Consider the following 23,850-nt stretch of genomic DNA (forward strand, 5'->3'; position numbering starts at 1 on the left):
CGGCTTGCCGCGCCGAATTTCACCTTGATCGACGGATAATCCTATGTATGTTCTGTACTTCTGCCGCCTGCTCAAGCGCGCGGCAGGGGCTTTGCTGTGCCTGGCGCTAACGCTTGGCGTGGCCCATGCCCAGTCCCTGTCTCTTGACTTGTTGGAGCGACCGGCTCCCGAGAACCCACAGGCCAGCCGCGCGGTACTGATGGACGTAACGCGCGCGGGGGACAGTCTGGTTGCCGTGGGTGAGCGCGGCCTGGTGCTTCGCTCCACCGATAACGGCAAAACCTGGCGACAGATTGGCGTGCCGGTGAGTGTTGCACTGACCGGCGTGCATTTTGCCGACGGGCAGCACGGCTGGATAATCGGCCACAGTGGTGTTGTGCTGTACAGCGCCGATGGCGGCGCCAGTTGGCAACGCCAGCTCGATGGGCGGATGGCGATCCAGTTGGAAGCGACTGCGGCCGAACGTGGCGATGATCCGCAGCGCCGGCGCAATGCCGCGCGCCTGCTGGCCGAGGGGGCCGACAAGCCCTGGTTGGACGCTTTGTTCCTGGATGCCAGCCTTGGCTGGTTGGTCGGGGCTTATGGCCTGCTGCTGCGCACCGAAGACGGTGGCGTCACCTGGCAGTCAGCGATGGGCGACATCGATAATCCGGCGGGTCTGCACTTGTATGCCATCCACGCATTGGGCGAACGCCTGGTGATTGCCGGAGAGCAGGGCGCGCTCTTCCAGTCAACCGACAACGGCCAACACTTCAAACGTATCGAGTCGCCCTACGAGGGTAGCTATTTCGGCCTGGTCAGCACGCCAGAAGGGCACCTGATTGCCTATGGCTTACGGGGTAATGCCTGGCGGCAAACCGCTGGAAACGGTGACTGGCAGGCAATCTCGATGGGCAATGACGTCACTCTGACCGCCGGCCTCCAAGTCTCCAACGGTGTTCTATTGCTGGCCGACGAAGCGGGCCGCATTTCATTCAGTCGCGATGCCGCACGCAGTTTCAAACCCCTTGATGTCGCCGCCAAGGGATATGTAGCGGGACTGGCCGAGGCGGCCGACGGTGCCGTGATTGCGGTCGGCGCGCGTGGTGTTCAGCGTATCGAAAGCACACAGGTACAACCATGAAAGTCACTCAACATGATGCGTTTCCGGTTATCTCCCGTCTGGAGGATTTCGATTCACGTTCCGGTTCGTGGGGCGAACGTGTGTTGTTCAACCAGCGTCTCTGGATTATTGCCCTGTGTCTGTTGCTGACCCTTGGCCTGGGCTACCAGGCGTTCGGTCTGCGGCTGACCGCAGGGTTTGACAAAATGTTGCCGACTAGCCATCCCTACATCGTCAACTACCTGGAAAATCGCGGCCAGTTGGCCGGTTTGGGAAATACCCTGCGCATTGCCGTGGCGACTGAGAAAGGCGACATATTCGACGCGCACTACCTCGACACGCTGCGGCGCATCAACGACGAGGTGTTCCTGTGGCCCGAAGTCGAGCGCGCCTACATGAAGTCGCTATGGACTCCAGCGGTACGCTGGACCGGGGTCACCGAAGAGGGCCTGGACGGCGGTCCTGTGATCCCCGACGACTACGACGGTTCGGCGCAGAGCCTTGCGCAACTGCGCCTTAACGTTGAGCGTTCCGGTGAGATTGGTAGCCTGGTGGCCGACAACTATCGCTCCAGCATCTTGCTGCTACCGTTGCAGGAGCGTCCTGGTGTCGCCATCGATTACCACGACCTGGGCTCGCGCCTGGAAAAGTTGCGCGACAAATACCAGCAGGAAGGAGTGAGTCTGCATATCACTGGCTTCGCCAAGGTCATCAGCGACCTGATCGAAGGATTGCGCCAGGTGGTGCTGTTCTTCGTCATGGCCATTGCCATCTGTACCCTGGTGATCTACCTGTACACCCGCTGCTGGCGGAGCACCGCTCTAGTGGTGCTGTGTTCGCTGGTGGCGGTGGTGTGGTTGCTCGGGCTGCTGCCGAGCCTGGGCTACGAACTGGACCCGTATTCGGTGCTGGTGCCGTTCCTGGTGTTCGCCATTGGCATGAGCCACGGCGCACAGAAAATGAACGGGATCATGCAGGATATCGGGCGCGGAACCCACCGCCTGGTGGCGGCGCGCTATACCTTCCGGCGCCTGTTTCTGGCTGGGATGACGGCCTTGCTGGCCGATGCCGTAGGTTTCGCGGTGCTGATGGTGATTGATATCCGCATCATCCAGGATCTGGCTGTTACCGCCAGCCTTGGCGTGGCGGTGTTGATCTTCACCAACCTGGTTCTGTTGCCCATCCTGCTGTCTTATGCCGGGGTCGATGCGAAGGCCGCACAGCGCAGTCTGAAGGCCGAGTCCAGCGAAGTGCGCCATCCACTGTGGCGTTTTCTCGACCTGTTTACAGCTCGCCGCCATGCCCTCTGGGCGATTGGCGCAGGCGTGCTGCTGGCGGCCATCGGCTTCGCCTTCAGCCTGCAACTGAAGATTGGCGACACCGGCAGCGGCGCCCCTGAGCTGCGTGCCGACTCGCGTTACAACCGCGACAACGCCTTCATGGTCGAGAACTACAGAGCCAGCAGCGACACCTATGTGATCATGGTGCGTACCCCGCAGTATCAGTGCGGCGCCTTCTCAACCTTGCAGGCAGTGGACGAACTGGAGATGCGCCTGCGTCTACTGCCCGGCGTGGAGACAACCCAGTCCCTGGCCAGCCTGGCCAAACACGCCAGCGTGGGGCTTAACGAAGGCAATCTGCTGTGGTACGAGATTCCACGCTCCCAGGACATGCTCAACGCCATCATCACGCGCGCGCCTCGCGAGCTGTTCAACCAGAACTGCGACTTGCTCACCCTGTACGCCTTCCTTAAGGATCACAAGGCCGATACCCTGACTCAGGTGGTCAATACATTCGAGGCCTTCAACGCCGAACGGGGCGCGGGTGAGGTGCGTTTCTTATCGGCTGCGGGTAACGCCGGCATCGAGGCCGCCACTAATATCGTGGTGCGCAAGGCCAACGTGCAGATGCTGCTGCTGGTCTACCTGGCGGTCAGCGTGCTGGCCTTCATCACGTTCCGCTCCTGGCGAGCGGTGGTCTGTGCGGTGTTGCCGTTGATGCTCACATCGGTGCTGTGCGAGGCGCTGATGGTCTGGATGGACATCGGCGTCAAGGTTGCAACCTTGCCGGTGATTGCACTCGGCGTGGGTATCGGCGTGGACTACGCACTCTACGTGATGAGCGTGACCCTGGCGGAACTGCGCGCAGGGCGATCGTTATCCCAGGCCTACTACCGGGCATTGCTGTTCACTGGCAAGGTGGTGATCCTCACGGGTATCACCCTCGGCATCGCGGTGGCCACCTGGGCCTTCTCGCCGATCAAGTTCCAGGCAGACATGGGTATCCTGCTGGCCTTCATGTTCGTTTGGAACATGCTCGGCGCGCTGATCCTGCTGCCTGCGCTGTCATATTTCCTTCTGCGTGTTCCGCAGATGCACAAAGAGCCCGTGCCAAGTCTCGCGAGCTAGGCGGCGCTTATCGGTGGTAAATGAGGGTTGCGGCTCCCAAGCGCTGTTTGGCAGGTGAGTCGCAGTCTTTGAACAGGGGCTGGTGAAGCAACGCCGGGGCCGTTTCGGCCTCGGCACATTCCCCAGGCGTGCATGGTAACAGGCAGCTCCTCGATCGGAGCGGAGCCCAAGTCTTCATCGGTAAGTTCCCTGGCTAGCCGCAGTTGCCTGCGGAGCAGGTAGCCAGAGTCCTGAGCGTCTCGGTGCGTTATCCGCACCGGTCTTTTCCCTATCGGTACATCAATTGCCTGTTATGTCCCGCGACGTTGACTGGACAGGGGGCAAGCGGCGGCAGTGATGGATCGCATTAAGAGGCGAGCAGTTCTTCGAGGGCGGCGTCGATATAGTCGATATCCGTTGGGTTGATCCCGGCACCGGATGCATGTCCCCAAATAGATGGAATGACGTCGAGCCGGGCATCCGACAGGAAACTAACCTCTATCTCACTATCCTCGGGCGGAAAATAGAGATCCGTCTTGCAGGGCATGATCAGGCATTTCGCCGTTATGCCGCGTAATGCAGCTGCGAAATCGCCGTCGTAGGTCGCGTTCCGGCCGATATCGGCCGCTTGCCAGGTCGCGATCATGGCCAGGATGTCGTTGGGATCGAAGTCGCGAAAGAGGGGTTCCCAGAAACCGTCGAAAAATTCGTCGAGCGACGAGAAACCGAGCACCTCGCGATCCAGGTCCTGGCGGTAAAAGGTTTGGGAAAGGGCCCAGCCCGCGTACACCCGGCTCATGGCCCGCAGCCCCGTCGATGCCGGAGCCGAGAATTCCCCATCGATGAAAGCGGCATCGGCCGTCAGCGCAGCCTTGACGCCTTCGAGGAACACGTAATTATGCCGCGAGGTCCTGGCGGAGCCGCAGAGCGCCGCCAGGCGCTTGACGAAGCCAGGATGGGACGACGCCCATTCGTAGGCCTGCAGGGCGCCCATGGACCATCCTACCGCCAGCTCTATGCCTTGCACCCCAAATCTCTCTTTCAAAAGCCGATGCTGGAGGACGACGTTATCGTGCGCGGTAACGAGCGGGAAGTCCTTCCCCGAAAAGGGGGCAGGGGTGTTGCTGGGTGAGCTGGACAGGCCGTTGCCCAACAGGTTCGGAACGATGATGAAGTGTTCCCGGGGGTCGAGTGCGCGGCCTTCGCCGATCAGCCATTCATTGCCGCTATGCCGACCGCAGAACCACGTGGGAAAGACGACGACATTGTCGCGGCTCTCGTTGAGATGGCCGTAGGTCTTGTAGGCGAGGTGGGCTTTTGGGAGCGCATTCCCGCTTTGCAATGCGAAATCGTTCACCGTAAAAATGTCATGGTCCATGGTGGCTCCTCCATATGCGTAACGTGACGGTTGCCGACCGAGGGTGCTTTTGAATCGCTTGTCCCCGTGCGGCCACTATTCGACCGATCCGGCAACCTGAGGGACGGGGTCCTGCCTTTTTACGTCGGCGCAATCTCGCTTCACATCCACAAATTTGTGGATGTTCGAAGGCGCTGTGGTCCTGAAGACTAACTCAAAGCGGTCTCGCACACTGGAGAGCAAAGACGTGAATCCGATAGACCTTACCTGCACCGACATTGCCCGCAGCGTTGCCTCCCGCGAGACGACGTCATCCGAGATCGTTGCCGCGCTGGTACAGCGCACGCAAGAGACGCTGCATCACAACGCCTATTCCTCATTCGACGGGGACCTGGTCATGCGTGCCGCCGAGGAGGCCGACCGTGCGATCACCAGTGGAAAGACGCTGGGCATTCTGCATGGCGTACCGGTTGCGCTGAAGGACAGCATCAACGCGGTTGGCTATGCGACCACCGCCGGTACCCCGGGCCTGAAAGGCTACAGGCCCTCGGCGGACGCTCCGGTGGTGAGTCGGCTGAAGGCGGCGGGGGCGATCATATTCGGCAAGAACAACATGCATGAACTGGCATACGGGGTCACCACCAACAACGCTGTGTTCGGACCAGCGCGGAACCCGTTCGACCTCGCGCGCACCTGCGGCGGGTCGAGCGGCGGTAGCGCGGGCGCTGTGGCGGCCAGGACCGTGCCAGCGAGCATTGGCACGGATACGGGCGGCTCCATCAGGGTTCCCGCATCCTTCTGCGGGTTGTGGGGCTATCGGCCAACCGCCGGGCGCTGGCCGGCGGGCGGCATCGTTCCAATCTCGCGGACGAGGGATACGCCGGGGCCGATAGCCCGTTCTCCCTCCGATCTCTCGCTGCTGGACGATGCCATCATCGGCCGCACGGACGTCGCCCGCGAGGGCCTGATCGACGGGTTGCGGATTGGCATTCCCAGTGAATTCTTCTGGAGCGAAGCGGATGACGAGGTTGTCGCGGTCTGTCGGCGTGCGCTCGATAAGTTGGTAGACCTCGGCGCGGTCCTGGTCGAGGTCGACACGGGAGATCTGGCTTATCACCACGCTGCGTCGAGCACGCCGATCGCCGTCTACGAAGGGCGCGTGACTCTGGAAGACTTCCTCGTCACGCATGACGTTGGACGCAGCTACAGGTCTATTGTGGAATCGGTCGCTTGCGACGAGGTGCGCGCCATCCTGATGGAGCAGCTGAATGTCCATACGGCGGTTTCGGAGGAAACCTACAGGAGGGCGATCCGCTTGCACCGGCCCTTGCTGCAGGACATCTACCGCCGCCTGTTCAGGGACAACGCGCTGGACGTGCTGGCCTTTCCGACGTCACTCGTAACCCCGCCACTGATCGCACAGGACTCGACGGTCCAGATCAGAGGCAAGGCGCATCCGCTCTTCCCGACCGTTGTCCATAATACTGACGTGGGCGCCAATGCGGGCATACCGGGGATTACGATGCCGGTCGGTCGGGCGGCCTGGCTGCCGGTCGGCCTCGCCTTCGACGCGCCGGCCGGAGCCGACCGACTCCTGCTCGATGTGGCGGTCGAGTTGGAAAAACACTTTCCCATGCTCAGCCCCGCGCAACTGTGACTCACCATGCGCAAAGGTAAACCGGGATATTGCAAGGCGTCTTGTGGAAACGGCAAAATAGCCGCCATCGATCGACCGAAGGCTTGAGTTGTTGTGGCGTTTTGATTCATTGCCACCTCACGTTACAGTGAGACGCTCCGGTCGCGAAAGATGCGGGCCGCCGACCCTTCAAGGGAAGTCTTCCGTACATAATTTGATGGGCGGAGGTGCTATGGCGGTTCGCATGTATGACATGTCCTCTGACGAGATCCACCTCTTCGCGAAAATCGTGGGCCTGCTCTCGGAGCGACGGGCCGGCTTCGATCTGCGGGGGATCGTCTTCCCCGAGATCATGAAGCTGCTACGGGCCGACGTGCTGGGTTCCTTCATCTGGGACCGGAGAACGGGAGTGTACGGCGAGCCCTTCGTCCTCAACCAGGATCCCGAGAACGTCGCTCGCTATCAGACCTGGTTTCAATTTCGCGACCCCATCACGCAGAAGTTGCGCGAGCTACGCAGGGTAGCCCATGTGGACGAAGTCATATCTCGGCAAGACCTTCGCAAGACGGAGTTCTATAACGATTTCCTGGCGAGGGACGGGATGCACACCGGCATCAATCTCTTCTGCGACATCAACGGCCGGGAATTGGCCGATCTCAGAATCTGGAGGTCGAGTTCGCGGCCGGACTTCAACGACCGCGAGACAAATCTCCTGACGGTTCTGGCGCCTTATCTGTGGCGGGGCCTATCGACGATGGCGGAGGTGGGCCTCGAACATCTGACCGACCGCGAGCGCGATGTGGCGCTACTGGTTGGGCGCGGATGCTCCGACAAGGAAATTGCCCGGATTCTGAACATTGGTTTCGCAACTGTGCGTACCCATCTCGGTAATGGTCTCGCCAAGCTGGAATGTTCGAACCGAACGGAATTGGCTGCCCTGGTGACGCGGCTGTCGCATTGAAACGGGTGCTCGACCCGACTTGATTTTTTCGGTGAGTCAAGCGCGAAGATCGCGCTCTCTGAACGGGGAGGGGGTGACACCAGCGGAGATTGAAGCCCACTCTGCAGACCGGCAAGAACTGGCCTGCGGAGCGGACGACTCCCACCTTAGGCGAGCTTTTGGTAGCTAGCGATCGAGCCATCCCGATATTCGTCTACCAGTGGCTGCATGAAGCCTTCGAATTGCGCAACCAACGCTGGACCCGCACCCTCGGCAGTACCGGTGCCGAACGGAGCGTGGGGATCATATTCGATAATGAGCTCGGCGAGCTCGGCAGCCGCTCTCCCGAATGCCTGTTCTACCACCAGAAGGGAAGCTTCAAAACTTCCGACACCGGGGCCTGCGGTAAAGAGGTTGCCATCGATCACCGTGCCCGTGCCAGCAGGGACAACTTCTCCTGCGCCAAGTCTATCCAGGAACGGCAGCGCGTTGTGGCTTGCAGTGACGCGGCGGCCCTTGAGAATTCCGGCTGCCCCCAGCACCACGACACCGTTGCAGATGCCGACCACATAAGAAGCTGTCCGGGCCTTGTCCGCCACGAACGCGATCACCTCTGGATCGTTCTGGACCTCGGGGGCGAGCATCGGAACGGCCAGCACATCAAACTTTTCCGGGCAATCGGCGAACGTGGTGGTCGGCTTGGTCCACCAGTTCGGAAAACCCTCGACAAGGTCGTTCGTCTTCCAGAGCAGGTGAATCTGCGCGCCTGGCATGAGGGCGAAGACGGTCTGGATGCCGACCATGTCCATCGGAAGGAAACCGGGGCCAATGACGATACCGACATGGAAGGGTGGCACACCGGCGGGCGATATGGCAGCGCGTAAATAAGCGATGGAGGGCAGATCGTTAGCGGACATCATGTGACTCCTCTGTTTGGAAGTATTGAAGTTATCATTGACACGCGATGTCAGAAATGACATTAAAGCCTTAAAAACAGACACTAATGGCGACAAAGCCATTGGTCCTCAAGAAAATCCGATCCGGAGTAAGGTCATGTTGCGAAAGGTGTCATTCCTGATCACTCGCGGTTTCGAGCTCCTCGACCTGAGTGGACCGCTTTGTGCGTTTACCGTGGCCCGCGACGTCTATGGCGTCTCCTATGAAACCAGCATCGTTTCGACCGACGGCGGGTTGGTGGCTGGTAGCGCGGGGTTTTCAGTGGAGACGAGCGATAGATCCCAGGCTCAACACGGTGACACCCTCATCGTCATTGGCGGACCCAAGGCCCTCGTTGGCGGCAGCAGTCCCGAGATGGTGGACATGTTGCGCGCGCTCGCGCCCTCGACGCGGCGGATGGCAAGCGTTTGCACGGGGGCTTTCTACCTCGCCGAGGCTGGGGTGCTGGACGGACACCGTGTTACAACGCATTGGCGTCATGCGCCCTTGCTTAAGTCACGTTTTCCGTCACTTGACGTCGATGCGGACCGGATCTATGTGAATGATCGCGAAGTTTGGACCTCGGCAGGCATATCCGCCGGAATCGATCTCGCGCTTGCCATGATTGAAGCGGATTTCGGTTCCTCGATCTCGAAATCGGTGGCGCGGGAACTGGTCGTTTACCATCGGCGCCCGGGCGGCCAATCGCAGTTCTCGGCGATCCTGGAACTTGAACCCGACTCCGATCGAATTCGCGACGCGCTAGATTTTGCACGCAATCATTTGCACGAAAACCTGTCGGTCGAGCGGCTGGCTCAAGTGGCTTGTATCAGCGAGCGCCAGTTCGCCCGTCTGTTTCTGAAGGAAACCGGTGAGACTCCGGCGCGCGCGATTGAACGCCTGCGGGCCGAAGCGGCAAGGCCACGACTGGAGGAAGGCATCGCGCCGATCGAGTCGATCGCGCGTGAGGTCGGGTTCGGGGACGTGGAACGGATGCGCCGCAGCTTCGTCAAGATTTACGGCCACTCGCCGCAAGTAATCCGCCGTTTTGCCCGGGCGGGCGGGTCAGCAGGTTAGGCACCTTTGCAGCGCTGACGGGACGGTCTGCTTGTCCCTTTCAATGAGTGTCTGTTTTTACGGCTTTTATGTCCTTTCTGACATGAGGCGGACGTGGGATGGTGGGTGCGAATGAAAGTCCCCACACCAGCGACCAGCGAGCGTAAAGATGACCAATGAATCCCTGAAGACGGACATTCCCTCACTCAACAGGCTCCGAGACGCGACCGCGAAAAAAGGCCCTCCTTTTCGGGTAGGCATTGTGATCGGCCCCGGCTACTTTCCCCTGGACATGGTTGGTGTCCAGGCCGTCCTTGGCACGTTGCCTGGGGCCGAAATCTACATGGTCTGGAAGTCGCTCGAGCCGGTCGAAGGTTTCCGGGGATTTTGGACGCTCCCTACAGCAACCTTTTCCGATTGCCCTGACCTGGATGTCATCGCAGTGCCGATGATGCCCCCCGAAGTGCAGACCGATCGCGAAGTCGTGGATTTCGTCGCGACCCGGGGGAAAAACGCGCGTTATCTCATCGGTATTTGCAACGGTGTACTGACGCTGGGTGCCGCTGGGTTCCTGCGTGGCAAACGCGCAACGATCAGCCATAACTCCCACTCGATTCTGCCACTCTACGGCGTGACGGAGGTGGTCACGAGTGGCGTTGTTGCGGATGGGAATGTCTTTACCGCCGGTCCGAGCGTCGGCAGCTTCGAAGCGGCCCTTCTCGTGGCAGAGCAGGCATTTGGGCGACAGGTCGCGCAGTTGTCCGAATTTATCGTCGAGTATGACCCGCATCCGCCATTCGGCACCGGAACCGCTGTGGGCGCAGGGCCCGCGGCGGTGGGCAAGTTCGAAGGAATGATGGCCGACATGATTTCCCTCTACCACGCCGAAGCTTTGAAGTTCGCCGCCGCTGACGCTTGAAGGCGGCACTCGGAAACGCTGGCTTGGTCGACTGGGGCGCACCAGCCGAAGTAACCGCAAAAAGGAAATCACTATGTCTTTGAAAGAAAAACTCGATGCCTTCAGGGCAGACGTCGAATCCGGTACGAGAATCCCAAGCTCCGTGGTGGAGCAACTTCACAGGTCAACCGGGGAGCTCGTCGCCTCAGGCCAGGCGGAGCGAGCAAAAAAGGCAGGTGACAGAGCGCCATCGTTTGCGCTCGAGGATACCGACGGCCGAACGATCGATCTTGCGGATCTTCTTGCCGATGGGCCGGTGGTCTTGACCTTCTATCGCGGGGTCTGGTGCCCCTACTGCAATATGGAACTACGGGCGCTGGAAGAGGCCCGAAGCGACATCGAGGCTCGGGGCGCACAGCTGGTCGCCATTTCGATGCAGACCGCACCGAACAGTCGTAAGTCGATCAGAGAAAATAACCTCGTTTTCCCGATTCTGATCGATCCACACGGAACAGTAGCCGCCGCGTTTGGCCTGCGCTTCGCGTTGCCTGACTATCTGATCGACACCTACAAGACTGTCTTCAAGAACGATCTGGCGGTTATCAACGACGACCCGGCATGGACCCTGCCGATGCCGGCCCGCTACGTCATCGACCAGAACGGCATGATCGTCCATGCCGAGGTGAACCCCGACTACACCCGTCGACCGGAACCCGCCGAACTGTTGCCCGTCCTCGACCTCCTCAACCAGCCTTGAACACCACAGCGTCGCCTTGGGTTGCGACGGTTTTTTTCCACAAGAGGTACATGCATGTCTGGTAATCAGAGCACCATTCGCGTCAACGACGTAGACATCAACATCGTCGATGCAGGGCAAGGCGTTCCCGCTCTCGTCTTCCTCCATTATTGGGGCGGCTCAAGCCGTACATGGGCTCCGGTGATCGCGCAGCTGTCGAACACGCACCGTTGCGTGGCCATCGATTTCAGGGGCTGGGGCCAGTCCGGCAAGGATGCCGAGTTCTATGATCTGGAAACGCTCGCGGATGACGTGGCCCAAGTCATCGCTAAGATCGGGTTGAAGGAATACGTGGTCGTGGGTCATTCGATGGGCGGCAAGGTCGCCCAGCTTCTGGCATCAGAGAGGCCCGAGGGGCTGAAAGGCCTGGTCCTGGTGGCTCCGGCTCCACCCACGGCGTTGCCTGTCCCACAGGAACAGCGGCGGGGCATGATCGCGGCCTATCAAGTCCGGGAAGGTGCCGAGGCAGCTATCGGTATCCTGGCGTCGCGGCCGCTATCGGATACATTGCGCGAGCAGGTGATCGAGGACACCCTGTGTGGTGCTGCCGGCGCCAAGCAGGCTTGGCCGGAAGTGGGGATGGTCCATGACATCACAGGGCAGGCGTCGAATATTGTCGTGCCGGTCCACGTCATTGTCGGTGGTGCCGACAACATCGAGTCCGAAGCGTCGCTTCGCAACGCTTTCGAAAACGTGGTTCCGCAGGCCGAATTCGTCACCCTGGACGGAGTAGGGCACCTTGCACCGCTCGAAGCCACCGGGGAGTTGGTCGCTGCGATTCGCTCGGCTTCCTCGGTTTGATCGGTTCGGACTGAAGAACCGGGTTGCCACCCCGCCTGGGCTTCTGGCGGGGTGTGTTCTCGCGGGAAGTCCCGGCGGCGCGAACCGGCTGCGGTGCATGCGCGCTCCATGTCGAGAGCCAACCCTTGCGATCAAGAAACTGAATGAGTGCTCAGGCGACCCATAGCGCTCAAAATGTTGTCAGCGAAACTCCATTGTCTGATCGTCTCGCACAAGTGTTCCTTCGTATGCAGTAAAGAACTCCTGCGGCATACGCTTTGGTTTTCCGCTGGAGATCTCGACACAGACAAACGTCGTCAATGCCCGTAGCAGGGTTTGCTGATCGGATGCACGGATGATCTGAAAATGGCGGACAAGCTTGAGACGCTTCTCCAGCGCGACGACCCAAGAGCCGACCAACAGTCGATCGCCTTCGTATGCGCTGGCTAAATAATCGATTTCATTGCGAACCACCGCCATCCCTCGATTCAGCTGCTGGTAATCCGATAACGACATCCCCAGGCTCAATGCGTGCGCCCACGAACATTCCTCCAGCCATCTGACGTAAATCGAGTGATTGGCATGACCCAGACCATCGATATCCGCCTTACTCACCACGACCTCAATCAGAAACGGATTTTCTTGATCCCAGTTCATCCTGAATAACTCCCGATAAATGCCCGCGTGCAGGGCCATCATCCAAAAAAAAGGCTATCTCTTCCTGCATCGTTGTGCACTTTCAGACGCAGTTTTGTACCGCTGAAATCCGGTTTGGCGCGCGGCCAAGATTAGTATTGCGTTCGTTTAGTAAACGATTGTTTTATGGTGGTGACAGGATCTACGTCGCTAATCTCGCCAGTGCAATAGCTGCATACAAACAGGTAAGGGATTGCCCTTCGTCAAACAACCAAGAGGAAGGGAGAGGGCAAAGCTCCCCTCCCTTCAATGCTCCCCGGGTACTGGTGACGGCCTGCCAAGGTGCAATCACTTAAGGGTTTGTCCTGGTAGCGGCCGCAAATCCTTGCGCAATATCTTGCCAGCCAATGACTTCGGCAACGCCTCGACAAAGGTGATGTGCCGCGGCACTTTGTACGCGGTCAGGCCCAGTCGGCAGTGCGTCTTTATCTGCTCGGCAGTGACGCTAGCCGTGCGCGCGACGGCAAACAGGTGCGGCACCTCACCTGAGCGCTCGTCGGGCACACCGATGCAGGCGCATTCGAGGATGTCCGGATGACCGGCGACCACGTCCTCGATCTCCTTTGGGTACACATTGAACCCCGACACAAGGATCATGTCTTTCTTGCGATCCACCAGATGCATGAAGCCGTCCTCGGCCTCACTCACGATATCGCCCGTCTTGAACCAGCCGTCTTCGGTAAAGGCCTTGCGTGTCTCTTCATCGTTCTGCCAATAGCCAGCGAACACCTGCGGACCCTTCACCTGCAGCTCTCCAGTGCCGAGTACAGGCACTGCCTGGCCTTCATCGTCAACGATGCGTAACTCGGTGGAGGGCATGGCAATACCGATACTGCCGTTGCGTCCACGGGGGTTGAACATCATGCAAGGTGAAGTTTCGGTCAGGCCGTAAGCCTCGGTGATGGGGGCGCCGCCCGCCGCTATCCAGCGCTCCACCACCGGTTGTTGCACCGAAGCGCCGGCCCCGATGACGGCGTAGGTCGAGCTGAAGTTCACGGTTTTCAGTTGTGGGTCTTCCACCAGGCTGTTGAACAGTGTGTTGACGCCCATGAACATGTCGAACGGTGCACGCTTCAACTCATTGATGACTGACGCCGTGTCCCGTGGATTCGGGATAAGCCGCAGGTTTGCACCCAAGGCAATTGACATCAGAGCGACCGACATCGGATACACGTGATACAGCGGCAAAGGCAAGACGATGGCGAATTGATGGGTGTCTTCGACAGGCGTAAACCACAGCAAGATCATCTTCAAGCTAGCGCCGACGCTTCGATGGGTGAGCACCGCGCCTTTCGACACACCCGTCGTGCCGCCGGTATATTGCAGGAAGGCGATATCGCAAGGGGCGACAGCTATCGGCGCAAGCTCCGTCGGTTCCTGTTCCGCAAGGGCCGAGGCAAACGGCAGCGCGTGTTCGGTGCCGATTTGCTCGAGCAATCCGATGACGGACGTTGCCAGCACCTGCTTGATCGACGTGCGCTCGACTATCTGCTCAAGGGTGGCCATAAAGGGTTCAGCAATCACGATACAGCAGGCCCCCGAGTCGCGAAGCTGATGCTCCAGTTCCCGGGGCGTGTACAGCGGATTGACGTTCACCACCACCATCCCTGCCTGAATCACACCCGCAAGCGCTATCAAGTAGGAGAGGCAGTTGGGCATCATCAAGGCCACGCGATCACCGCGTTGCAGACCGGACTGGTGAAGATGAATGGCGAAGTTTTTCGAAAACCGCGCCAGTTGTGCATAGCTCAGCTGCTCGTGGAGACAGGTAGCGGCAATCCTGTGGGAATGTCTTGTGAACGATTGATCGAGGGTGGTGATGAGCGTTTCTCGCTCATCCAGTGCGATTTCACCGGGGAAACCTGTGGGGTAGGCGGGATTTCTGGCGCGCTGAGGCATGGTTCACTTCCGTTGTAATTGTTGTTGTAGGCGGGTGAGAAGGTACTTGCTGGCAGATGAGGTGCTTCAGGACAACGCTTGCTCCACGAAACCGAGCCGGTCCTGACCAAAAAACATCTCGTCGCCCACGAACATGGTCGGCGCGCCGAATACGCCGCGCTGAAGGGCGTCGTCGGTGGTGCTTTTGAGTTGCGCCTTAACGTCCGGTTCACTGGTCAAGGCCATGATCTCCTCGATGGAAAATCCCGCCTGAATGAGCACGCGACCGACCAGTTGCGGTTCGTTGAGGTTCAACGCCTCGACCCACATGGCGTTGAACAGTGCCGCAAGCAAGGACTCGAAACGCTCCGGCTGGCGCATTTGCACACCGGTCACAGCCCGCATCAGTTGCAGGGTATTGATGGGGAAGTGCGGATTCATCACCAACGGCACACCATAACCACGAGCGAAGCGCCCCAGATCAATGCTCGTGTAACGACCTTTGACCGGCACCGCTGCAGGAGAGGCATTGCCGGTGGCCTGGAATATTCCCCCCAACAGCACTGGCCGGTACACCAACTCGGCACCTTTCTCGGCGCACATTCTTGGCAATTGCGTCCAGGCCAGGTAGGACGCCGGACTGCCCACATCGAAGAAAAACTCCACCTTCATGCGAATACACCTTTTATAGAAAACTATCGTTTACTAAACGAACGTTATGCTACCGTTCCAACGCTGTCAAACCGTCATACCCGATCGAACAGTCACTGCCTTGACCGTCATTGGGGCTCAGCGTATGTTTTATAAAAAAACGATCGTTTATCAAAGGAGTTGCCATGTCCAGTCCAATCGAAGCCAAGGTAGCGTTGATCATCGGCGCGGGTGATTCTACCGGCGGTGCCATCGCCAAAAAGTTCGCTGCGCAGGGTTACATCGCCTGCGTCACCCGTCGCGATGCCGAAAAGCTGCAACCGCTGGTCAATAGCATCCGCGAGCAGGGGGGCGTGGCCCACGGTTTTGCCTCTGATGCGCGCAAGGAAGAGGAAGTGATCGCGCTGGTCGAGCGCATTGAGGCAGACATCGGCCCCATCGACGTCCTGGTGTTCAATATCGGTGCCAACGTACCCTGCGGCATTCTTGACGAGACCGCCCGCAAATATTTCAAGATTTGGGAAATGGCCTGTTTTTCGGCCTTTCTCAACACGCGCGAAGTTGCCAAGCGGATGGTGACCCGGCAGCGCGGCACCATCCTGTTTACCGGGGCCACGGCCGCCTTGCGTGGCGCCGCCAATTTCTCGGCCTTCGCTGGCGCCAAGCACGCACTGCGTGCCCTGGCACAAAGCGCTTCCCGAGAACTGGCGCCGCAGAATATCCATGTGGGCCACATTGTGATCGACGGTGCGATTGACACCGACTTCATCCGCACTCAGTTCCCGGAACGTTACGCTCTCAAGGACCAGGACGGCATCCTCAACCCGACGCACATCGCCGACGCCTATTGGTACCTGCACACGCAACCGCGTGACGCCTGGACCTTTGAACTGGACCTGCGACCGTGGATCGAGAAGTGGTAAAGCACAGGGATTTTCCCGAGCCCCTTCACTTTGAAACTCAATGCCGGCGACACGGATATCGATGAGTTGGGGCACACCCGTCACTCGGTGTCAGTGAAGTCGCTGCGCTCTTGTGCCCGGGTGTCACGATCCTGTTGCGCCGCGCTCGCTGGTGGCAGGTTCAGGGCGCCCAGTCATAACCAATCATGAAGCGTGCCGCTTCCAGCGCGCAGCGGATCATCAGGATTGGGTCTTTATGGAAACGACTCCCGGACAGGTTCGAATGTGCTCGAACGAGTGCTTGACAAGCACCGTAGGGACGATTAAATCTGTATCAGGATGATGATCGTCATCCTCATTCGTCGACGCGAATCCATGACCCGTCATGTCGCCTGGCGCCTGCAATCGCAATCCCATTCCAAGGATTCATCCTCATGGCCAGCTCACTGACTCAATTCAAAATAACAAAGCTCAGCCCCAGCTACTGGCGTGCCACATTCAGCAATCCACCGATCAACTTGCTCAACCCGGAGACCATTCTGGAGTTGCAGGAGCTCGTTGGGCTGATCGAATCCGACAAGGACTTGCGAGTCGTCGTCTTCGACAGCGCACACCCGGACTTCTTCTTCGGCCGTTACGACCTCTCCCGGGCCGCTGACACCCCAGTCGAGCCAGGCCCAACCGGGCTGCCGACCTGGATCGACCTGACGACGCGGCTGTCCCAGGCGTCGGTCGTCAGCATCGCGATGATCAGGGGGCGCAATCGCGGTGGTGGCAGCGAATTCTCGCTCGCCTGTGACATGCGCTTCGCCAGTATCGAGAAGGCCATTTTGGGGCAGCCTGAAGTGCCCGCTGGCGTGTTACCGGGTGGCGGAGCGATCGAGCGTCTACCTGCACTCGTTGGACGTGCCCGGGCACTCGAGATCATCCTCGGGGGTGACGATTTCGACGCCGTTACGGCAGAGCGATATGGTTGGGTCAATCGTGCCTTACCTGATGCTGAACTGGACGACTTCGTCGATAAGCTTGCAAGGAGAATCGCGTCGTTCGACGGTCAGGCGCTCAGCGAAGCCAAACGCCTGGTCAATCGCAACAGCCTGCCTGCGCCGCAAGACTTGCTCGAGTCTCAAGACGTTTTTCTCAAAGCGACGACATGGCCCTCCACCCGAACTCGGGGCGTGAAAATTCGCGAACTCGCGATCGGGCTCGGCCTTGATTTCGAAATGCACATGGGCCACCACCTGGGGAACGTGAAACCATGAACGACATTCATTCAGGAAATGACATGACCGCCCGCACCGTCCAACAACTCTTTGATCTGCGTGGCAAGACAGCACTCGTCACGGGCGGGTCGCGTGGCCTGGGGCTGCAGATGGCGCATGCCCTTGGTGAGGCTGGCGCGACCATCATGCTGAACTCGCGCAAGGCTGAAGACCTTGAACAAGCCGCCGCCGAACTACGTGCCGCTGGCATCAACGCCCACTGGATCGCCGCAAATTGCGCAAATGAAGATGAGGTCCGCCATCTTGCAGACGAAACGCTCAAACAGCTGGGCGCCATTGACATCCTGGTGAACAATGCTGGCGTTGGTTTGACCGCGCCGGCCGAAGACCACCCAGTCGAAGGCTGGGACAAAGTGATGAATCTCAATGTACGCAGCTATTTCATTCTGTCGCAGCAGGTAGCCAAGCGCTGGATGATTCCGAATGGCGGCGGGCGCATCATCAACATAGCCTCGGTTGCAGGTCTTAACGGTAACGCGCCCGCGATCAAGACGCTGGCGTACAACACCTCGAAAACCGCGGTGCTTGGACTCACGCAAACACTGGCGGCCGAGTGGGGGAAATATCACATCAACGTCAACGCCATCTGCCCTGGATTTTTCATGACCAGGATGGCCGCCGGCCTCATCAAGTCGCTGGGCGAAGAGAAGATGGCTGCGCAAGCTCCATTGGGGCGCCTTGGAGACGCTGAAGACCTTAAAGGTTTGGCGCTGCTCTACGCGAGCGATGCTGGCAAGCACATCACGGGCCAATGGATGGCGGTCGATGGCGGGGTCACTGTAGTCACAGGCAGCTGAGAGAATATCTCGCTTGCGGGCCAGTCCGGGCTTTCGGCGTGGTGTAGCGCCTGCTGCACCACGCCGATGCAAACAGTGTCGCCTCAGTGGGTCGCGTCAGTAAGAGTGATGACCATCCAGTTTTGCAGCGATGATGAGTATAATCCTCTTTGTCAGTCGCAGAGATCGAGGGTGTTTTCGGATGGGTAATTCAAGGGCCGACAAAGCGCAGAGTCACGATCGCATTGTGCGGGTGGCCGCCGCCCGGTTTCGCGAATCGGGCGTCGATGGCATAGGTGTCGCCGATTTGATGAAGGACGCCGGCTTGACTCACGGAGGTTTTTACCGGCACTTCGACTCTCGCGAGGAGCTGGTGGCCGAAGCAATCGAGCACGCACTGCAGGATGGGGGCCAAGCTGTTGTCGCTATAGCCGACAGCAAGCTGGACAGGCAAACCTTGCTGGCTGCGCTGGTGGATGGCTACCTCAGTGCCGCGCACCGCGATGGTTTGGCTACAAGCTGTGCCGTCACGACTTTGGCGGGCGACGTGGTGCGCTGTAACGACCGGACGCGCTCTGCATACACACGGCAAGTTGATACCTACTTGGAAGTGCTCACAAAGCTGATTGCGAGCGACAAGCAGAAATTGCGTCGGGTAAAGGCCATTACCGCGTTGTCCGCCCTGGTCGGCGCTGTGTCGTTGGCCCGGGCAGTGAACGACGAACAACTATCCCGAGAAATTCTCAAGTCGGTAGCTGACGAGTTGAAGGTGCATCTGGGGTGATGTCATTGCCAGAGTGGTTGTAAAGAAGATCTATCTCGCTAGCACTGGCAATATGGCGGAGCTCTGAAGGTCAAATCGGGCCATGGGAGTAGCCGCGTGTAGATCGACTAAAGACCGGCATCAGCAGGAAACCAGATGATTGAATCCTGGTACTCGGGCGGATGCTTCGGGTTTTCGAGCACATTGTTGGATTGTTCTGTAGGCGGATACACCCATTCCGAAGGTCGACATCGACAAAGCCATTCGTAGCGTACGCCGCCAGTTCGTAGTGCTTTGAATCGCCCCTGGTTTCGTAGGCCGTATGCCACATGGCGTTAGTCAGAGGTCGGTAGGTTCAGCGCCTGCGACGGCAGAGCCCCACTTGTCTTGATGGTCTTGGTAACTATGTAGGTGAAGTAGCGTTCGATGCCCAGGCCTTCGAGCAGCAACTGGTCGATAAAGCGCTGGTACTGATCGATGTCCGGCGCGCGAATCATGGCGATGTAATCCACGCCGCCTCCGGTTGCGTAACAGAACTCCACTTCGGCAGCATCGCTCATGCGCTGTTCGAAGCGGCGCATGCCGTGTGCCGTGTGTTGGGACAGAGTGATTTCCACCAACAGTTGCTGGCTCTTGAACACCTGGTTCCAGTCGATCACCGCGCGGTAGCCCTTCACCAGGCCGGCGCTTTCCAATTTGCGCACGCGCTCCCATGTGGGCGTTACGGACAGATTGATCGCTTCGGCCAGGTTCGACTTGGTGATACGCCCATCCTCGGAAAGCACATGCAGGATTTTCAGGTCATAGCGATCAAGCTTGTGCATCGTCAAAGAACTCATTAGCGGACGGGGGAGAATCAGTGCATCAACTTAACTTGTGGCGAGAGAGCAAGCACCCTCGCCACAACGACAGCGTTAACCCAATACGTCTGCGGCCACCTGGTCAATCGCTCCTTTGGTGATTTCGACAATCAAGTCCGCCTCGGCCTCGGTGAGGATCAGTGGCGGGGCGAAGCCGAGAATGTCGCCATGGGGCATCGCCCGGGCGATCATGCCGCGCTCAAGGCAGGCCGCCGAGACTTTCGGGCCGACCTTCAAGGCCGCATCGAACGGAGTGCGCTGCTCACGGTCAGCCATGAACTCGACCGCCGCCAGCATGCCATCACCACGCACTTCACCCACCAATGGATGCCCTTCGAGGGTTTCGCGCAGCCGGCGATTGAGGTAGCCGCCGACCTTTTCGGCGTTGGCCGTGAGGTTTTCCCGCTCCAGGATATCGAGGTTGGCCAAGGCCGCCGCCGCGCAGATCGGATGCCCGGAATAAGTCCAGCCATGACCCATGGCACCTTGGGATTCGGAAGCTTTTTCGATTACATCCCAGACCTTTTCGCCGACGATCACTGCCGACAACGGCGCATAGGCGCTGGTCAGGCCCTTGGCCGTGGTGATCAGGTCCGGGCGCATGCCATAACGCTGGCTGCCCATCTTCGAGCCCAGGCGACCGAAGGCGCAGACCACTTCGTCGGCGATCAGCAACACGTCGTACTTGTTCAGCACCGCCTGAATCGCTGCCCAGTAACCGGCAGGAGGGACAACGATGCCGCCGGTGCCCATGACCGGTTCGCCAATGAATGCGGCGACGGTATCGGGGCCTTCGGCGAGGATCATTTTCTCCAGTTCGTCGGCGCAGTAACGCACGAACGCCGCTTCATCCATGCCGGGCGGCGCCTTGCGATACCAGTGTGGGCACACGGTGTGCTTTATACCTTCGGCCGGCAGATCGAAATGCTGATGGAAGCTCGGCAGACCGGTCAGGCTGCCGGTCATGATGCCCGAACCGTGATAACCACGGTCGCGGGAGATAATTTTTTTCTTCTGCGGGCGACCCAATACGTTGTTGTAGTAGCGCACCAGTTTGATCTGGGTTTCGTTGGCGTCGGAACCGGAGAGGCCGTAATAGACCTTCTTCATGCCTTCGGGTGCCCAGTCGATGATGCGGCTCGACAGCTCGATGATCGCCTCGGTCGAGTGCCCCATGTAGGTGTGGTAGTAGGCCAGTTCCTTGGCTTGCTTGTAGATCGCGTCAGCGACTTCGGTGCGGCCGTAGCCGATGTTCACGCAGTACAGGCCGGCGAAGGCGTCGATCAGTTCGCGGCCTTCGTGGTCGCGGATACGGATACCCGAGGCGCCCTTGATGATGCGCCCCTTGAGCGCACCGCTGGCGTGGTCATGAGCGTGGGTCGAAGGGTGCATGAAGTGCGCACGGTCTTGTTCGAACAGCGAGTCGAGTTCTTGATTCATGGCATGTCTCCTGAGAACTGGCCTTAGAACTGGCCTTGATGGTGCAGGCAAAAGTATTTGGTTTCGACAAAGGCTTCGAAGCCCTCGGTGCCGCCTTCACGGCCCAGCCCCGAGGCTTTCATGCCACCGAACGGGATCGGATGGCCGGTGAACTTGACGCCGTTGACTGCGACCATGGCGTGGTCAAGACGGCGGATCAGCGGGTAAATCAGGTCCAGGCGATTGGAACAAATGTAGGCGGCCAGACCATATTCAGTGTCGTTAGCCATCTCGATGGCCTGGTCGAGGGTGTCGAACGGCATCACCCCGGCAATCGGCGCGAAGTTTTCTTCACGATAAATGCGCATCTGCGGCGTAACGTCGGCCAGCACCGTTGGCTGGTAAAACAAGCCGCCAAGGGCATGCGCCTCACCGCCCACCAGCCGTTGGGCGCCCTGTTGCAAGGCATCGGCAACACGTTCGGCGGTGACATCGAAGGCGGCCTGGTGCATCAACGGACCGACATCAACCTGTTGCTCGCGGTCGCCTACCATGGCCGGACCGACCTTCAACTCACGCACGGCGGAGGCAAAGCGCTTGAGAAATTCCGGGTAAACCGAGCGCTCGACCATGATGCGGTTGGCCGCGCAGCAATCCTGGCCGGAGGTCTGGAACTTGGCTGCCACCGCGACTTTCACCGCCAACTCAAGGTCGGCGTCGGCGCAGACAATGAATGGCGCATTGCCGCCCAGTTCCAGCGAGACCTTCTTCACATCCTGGGCCGCTGCTTGCAGCACCAACTTACCGACGCGGGTCGAGCCGGTGAAACTCACCGAACGCACGCGGTGGTCTTGCACCAGGGTTTGCATGGTCATCTGCGGTTCACCCAGCACCACGTTGAACACACCAGCCGGGAAACCTGCCTCCTCGGCGAGTTGTGCCAGGGCGAATGCCGAGTACGGTGTTTCATGGGCAGGTTTGATCACCACGGTGCAACCGGCTGCCAGGGCAGCGGCGGCTTTGCGGGTGATCATGGCCGAGGGGAAATTCCATGGGGTCAGCAGCGCACTGACGCCAACCGGTTCCTTGACCGTGCCTAGATGCGCACCGGGGATGTGGCTGGGAATGTTCTGCCCGTAAAGACGCCGGGCCTCTTCGGCGAACCAGGGAATGAAACTGGCGGCATAGGCTATTTCGCCACGGGACTCGGCCAGGGACTTGCCTTGCTCCAGGCTTAGAATCCGCGCCAGGTCTTCCTGATGCTCAAGAATCAATGCCGCCCAGCGCCGCAAAATCTTCCCGCGGGCCTCCAGGCTTTGTTCACGCCAGTCGGCGAAAGCACGGTGCGCGGCATCGACGGCGGCGACAATCTGCGGTTGATCGAGCATCGGTACATGACCGATCAACGTCTGATCGGCGGGGTTATGCACGGCGACGCTGTGGCCGCTGTCACTGTGCACCCAATGGCCGTCCACATAGCACAGGGCCTTGAACAGCAACGGGTAATTGTTGGTCATGGTGTTACTCCCAATCGTCTGAGTACAACTAATGCTAGGGCAGGGCGGTGGGGGAAATTCGCGGTTTGGTTGGGGGGCAACAGTCGTTTTTTCTGATTGCAGGCTGTCAAACAGAGGTTTTTGTGTTGAGCGGGCGCTCCCCGCTCAACACAAGGTATTTGGCGCTACTGAGCGTTTTTGGCCGTGGCCACCCACCCATCCATCGTCGCCTTGTTTTCACTCATCCAGTCGTCAGCCAACTTGCGAATATTGCGTTCGCTCGAACCGTCCTGACTGATGGTTTTTTCCCAGTAGCTCCAGGTCGACTGGGGGAACGTCATCTGCTCCACCAGGGACTTGATGGCCGGGTTGGCGGCGATGAATTGCTTGTTACCAATGGCGTACCAGTTCCACGCGGCCATGGCCATGCGGCAAGGGTCGGCACCACCGGCACAACCCGCCACCCCGGGGGTCAACGCCGAAGTGGTACTCGGCACGTTGCCAGGCAATGCATCAAACGGTGTCGGCAGCCACACCACGTCCTTGCCCGGTACCATGGTGTTGGTCATCCACGACGGCGCCCAGGCATAGAAAAACACCGGCTCGCCGCGCTTGAGACGGGCGACGTTCTCGAACATCAACGCCTCATATTTGCCGCGTACCGGGTTGACGGTGGCCTTCAGACCAAACTTGTCGAGCTGATAGTCGACCACATCGCCACAGCCCCAACCCGGGTCGCAGCTGATCAGGTCAGCCTTGCCGTTCTTGCCGAAAAGCCCGGCGATCTTCGGGTCTTTCAGCTGTTCCAGGCTGGTGATGTGGTAAGCGTCGGCGGTTTTCTTGTCGATCATGTAGCCGTTGTAGCCGGCGCCGGTGATAGAGCCGGCGCCTACGACCTCGGTACGGTCCTTGACCTTGTCAAAGCTGGGTTGCAATTGCGGCAGGGTCACGTCCATCGAGAGGTCCAGGTCGCCCTGGGCCGCTGCCGGGAAAAACAGCGTGGTATTGACGGTGCTCAACTTGGTGGCGTAACCGAGGCGCTTGCTGGCTTCGATGGCGATCTTGGTGATGACGTAGTTACCACCGGTACTTTCCGACTGCACGAAGCGGACGGTCTTGCCGTTGCCCGGCAGGTCCTCGGCCTGCACCGCAGTGCAAGCCAGACCCAACACGGACAACGTTGCTGCAAATCCAAGCAAGGCGTTGAATGGACGCATCATGATTTTCCTCTTTGTTTT

General features: G+C 59.5%; 21 protein-coding genes. 12 read left to right on the forward strand and 9 right to left on the reverse strand.

Annotated elements, in window-relative coordinates:
- The first annotated feature begins 43 nt into the window (after positions 1–43).
- Positions 44–1,123 carry a WD40/YVTN/BNR-like repeat-containing protein gene (locus tag AC3ITY_RS16075; RefSeq protein WP_489310659.1) on the forward strand — a complete coding sequence of 360 codons (1,080 nt, stop codon included), beginning with the start codon at positions 44–46 and terminating at the stop codon, positions 1,121–1,123.
- Positions 1,120–3,510, forward strand: coding sequence for an efflux RND transporter permease subunit (locus tag AC3ITY_RS16080; RefSeq protein WP_489310661.1), 2,391 nt, complete (start codon positions 1,120–1,122; stop codon positions 3,508–3,510). The genes AC3ITY_RS16075 and AC3ITY_RS16080 overlap by 4 nt, the downstream gene beginning before the upstream one ends.
- 346 nt (positions 3,511–3,856) lie before the next feature.
- Here AC3ITY_RS16080 and AC3ITY_RS16085 read toward each other — a convergent pair whose 3' ends face one another.
- Positions 3,857–4,867, reverse strand: a complete 1,011-nt coding sequence (locus tag AC3ITY_RS16085; RefSeq protein ID WP_489310663.1) for an alpha/beta fold hydrolase — start codon at positions 4,865–4,867, stop codon at positions 3,857–3,859.
- A 226-nt stretch (positions 4,868–5,093) separates the two neighbouring features.
- Here AC3ITY_RS16085 and AC3ITY_RS16090 point away from each other — a divergent pair, with 226 nt between their 5' ends.
- Positions 5,094–6,503, forward strand: coding sequence for an amidase family protein (locus AC3ITY_RS16090; RefSeq protein ID WP_489310665.1), 1,410 nt, complete (start codon positions 5,094–5,096; stop codon positions 6,501–6,503).
- A 223-nt stretch (positions 6,504–6,726) separates the two neighbouring features.
- Positions 6,727–7,443 carry a helix-turn-helix transcriptional regulator gene (locus tag AC3ITY_RS16095; protein ID WP_489310667.1) on the forward strand — a complete coding sequence of 239 codons (717 nt, stop codon included), beginning with the start codon at positions 6,727–6,729 and terminating at the stop codon, positions 7,441–7,443.
- Positions 7,444–7,589: 146 nt separating this feature from the next.
- Here the strand turns inward: AC3ITY_RS16095 and AC3ITY_RS16100 are convergent, their stop codons facing one another.
- Complete coding sequence (locus AC3ITY_RS16100; protein WP_489310669.1) at positions 7,590–8,342, reverse strand: DJ-1/PfpI family protein; 753 nt, start codon at positions 8,340–8,342, stop codon at positions 7,590–7,592.
- 133 nt (positions 8,343–8,475) lie between these two features.
- Here AC3ITY_RS16100 and AC3ITY_RS16105 point away from each other — a divergent pair, with 133 nt between their 5' ends.
- The 4 genes from AC3ITY_RS16105 to AC3ITY_RS16120 all read left to right on the forward strand — a co-directional run bounded on the left by AC3ITY_RS16105 (position 8,476) and on the right by AC3ITY_RS16120 (position 11,909).
- Positions 8,476–9,435 (forward strand): GlxA family transcriptional regulator, encoded by a 960-nt coding sequence (locus AC3ITY_RS16105; protein ID WP_489310671.1) that lies wholly within the window; start codon positions 8,476–8,478, stop codon positions 9,433–9,435.
- Positions 9,436–9,583: 148 nt separating this feature from the next.
- Positions 9,584–10,333, forward strand: a complete 750-nt coding sequence (locus AC3ITY_RS16110; RefSeq protein WP_489310673.1) for a DJ-1/PfpI family protein — start codon at positions 9,584–9,586, stop codon at positions 10,331–10,333.
- A 73-nt stretch (positions 10,334–10,406) separates the two neighbouring features.
- Positions 10,407–11,069 carry a peroxiredoxin-like family protein gene (locus AC3ITY_RS16115; RefSeq protein ID WP_489310675.1) on the forward strand — a complete coding sequence of 221 codons (663 nt, stop codon included), beginning with the start codon at positions 10,407–10,409 and terminating at the stop codon, positions 11,067–11,069.
- Positions 11,070–11,123: 54 nt separating this feature from the next.
- Positions 11,124–11,909 (forward strand): alpha/beta fold hydrolase, encoded by a 786-nt coding sequence (locus tag AC3ITY_RS16120; protein ID WP_489310677.1) that lies wholly within the window; start codon positions 11,124–11,126, stop codon positions 11,907–11,909.
- 180 nt (positions 11,910–12,089) lie between these two features.
- Here the strand turns inward: AC3ITY_RS16120 and AC3ITY_RS16125 are convergent, their stop codons facing one another.
- From AC3ITY_RS16125 to AC3ITY_RS16135, 3 genes are all read right to left on the reverse strand, one after another.
- Complete coding sequence (locus AC3ITY_RS16125) at positions 12,090–12,545, reverse strand: acyl-CoA thioesterase (protein WP_489310679.1); 456 nt, start codon at positions 12,543–12,545, stop codon at positions 12,090–12,092.
- A 327-nt stretch (positions 12,546–12,872) separates the two neighbouring features.
- Entirely contained in the window at positions 12,873–14,483 is a 1,611-nt protein-coding gene (locus AC3ITY_RS16130; RefSeq protein WP_489310681.1) for an AMP-binding protein, read from the reverse strand.
- A gap of 66 nt (positions 14,484–14,549) precedes the next feature.
- Positions 14,550–15,140: a 2-hydroxychromene-2-carboxylate isomerase gene (locus tag AC3ITY_RS16135; protein ID WP_489310891.1), complete on the reverse strand. Its 591-nt coding sequence runs from the start codon at positions 15,138–15,140 to the stop codon at positions 14,550–14,552.
- A 158-nt stretch (positions 15,141–15,298) separates the two neighbouring features.
- On the opposite strand from AC3ITY_RS16135, the gene AC3ITY_RS16140 reads away from it, so the two are divergent.
- The 4 genes from AC3ITY_RS16140 to AC3ITY_RS16155 all read left to right on the forward strand — a co-directional run bounded on the left by AC3ITY_RS16140 (position 15,299) and on the right by AC3ITY_RS16155 (position 18,858).
- A complete protein-coding gene (locus AC3ITY_RS16140; RefSeq protein ID WP_489310683.1) occupies positions 15,299–16,036 on the forward strand; it encodes an SDR family oxidoreductase in 738 nt (245 codons plus the stop codon).
- Between the two features lie 413 nt (positions 16,037–16,449).
- Positions 16,450–17,277 carry an enoyl-CoA hydratase/isomerase family protein gene (locus tag AC3ITY_RS16145; protein WP_489310685.1) on the forward strand — a complete coding sequence of 276 codons (828 nt, stop codon included), beginning with the start codon at positions 16,450–16,452 and terminating at the stop codon, positions 17,275–17,277.
- Positions 17,274–18,095: an SDR family oxidoreductase gene (locus tag AC3ITY_RS16150; RefSeq protein ID WP_489310687.1), complete on the forward strand. Its 822-nt coding sequence runs from the start codon at positions 17,274–17,276 to the stop codon at positions 18,093–18,095. Before AC3ITY_RS16145 ends, AC3ITY_RS16150 begins: the two co-directional genes overlap by 4 nt.
- Positions 18,096–18,321: 226 nt before the next feature.
- A complete protein-coding gene (locus AC3ITY_RS16155; RefSeq protein ID WP_489310689.1) occupies positions 18,322–18,858 on the forward strand; it encodes a TetR/AcrR family transcriptional regulator in 537 nt (178 codons plus the stop codon).
- 314 nt (positions 18,859–19,172) lie between these two features.
- Here the strand turns inward: AC3ITY_RS16155 and AC3ITY_RS16160 are convergent, their stop codons facing one another.
- From AC3ITY_RS16160 to proX, 4 genes are all read right to left on the reverse strand, one after another.
- On the reverse strand, positions 19,173–19,661 hold the full coding sequence (locus AC3ITY_RS16160; protein WP_489310691.1) for an Lrp/AsnC family transcriptional regulator: 489 nt from the start codon (positions 19,659–19,661) through the stop codon (positions 19,173–19,175).
- A 90-nt stretch (positions 19,662–19,751) separates the two neighbouring features.
- Positions 19,752–21,137, reverse strand: a complete 1,386-nt coding sequence (locus tag AC3ITY_RS16165; RefSeq protein ID WP_489310693.1) for an aspartate aminotransferase family protein — start codon at positions 21,135–21,137, stop codon at positions 19,752–19,754.
- A gap of 23 nt (positions 21,138–21,160) precedes the next feature.
- The gene (locus AC3ITY_RS16170; RefSeq protein ID WP_489310695.1) at positions 21,161–22,633 is read right to left on the reverse strand and encodes an NAD-dependent succinate-semialdehyde dehydrogenase; all 1,473 of its coding nucleotides are present in this window, start codon (positions 22,631–22,633) and stop codon (positions 21,161–21,163) included.
- Positions 22,634–22,797: 164 nt separating this feature from the next.
- The gene (gene proX / locus AC3ITY_RS16175; protein WP_489310697.1) at positions 22,798–23,832 is read right to left on the reverse strand and encodes a glycine betaine/L-proline ABC transporter substrate-binding protein ProX; all 1,035 of its coding nucleotides are present in this window, start codon (positions 23,830–23,832) and stop codon (positions 22,798–22,800) included.
- Positions 23,833–23,850 lie beyond the last annotated feature (18 nt).

It is taken from the genome of Pseudomonas sp. GL_091 (assembly GCF_057837725.1).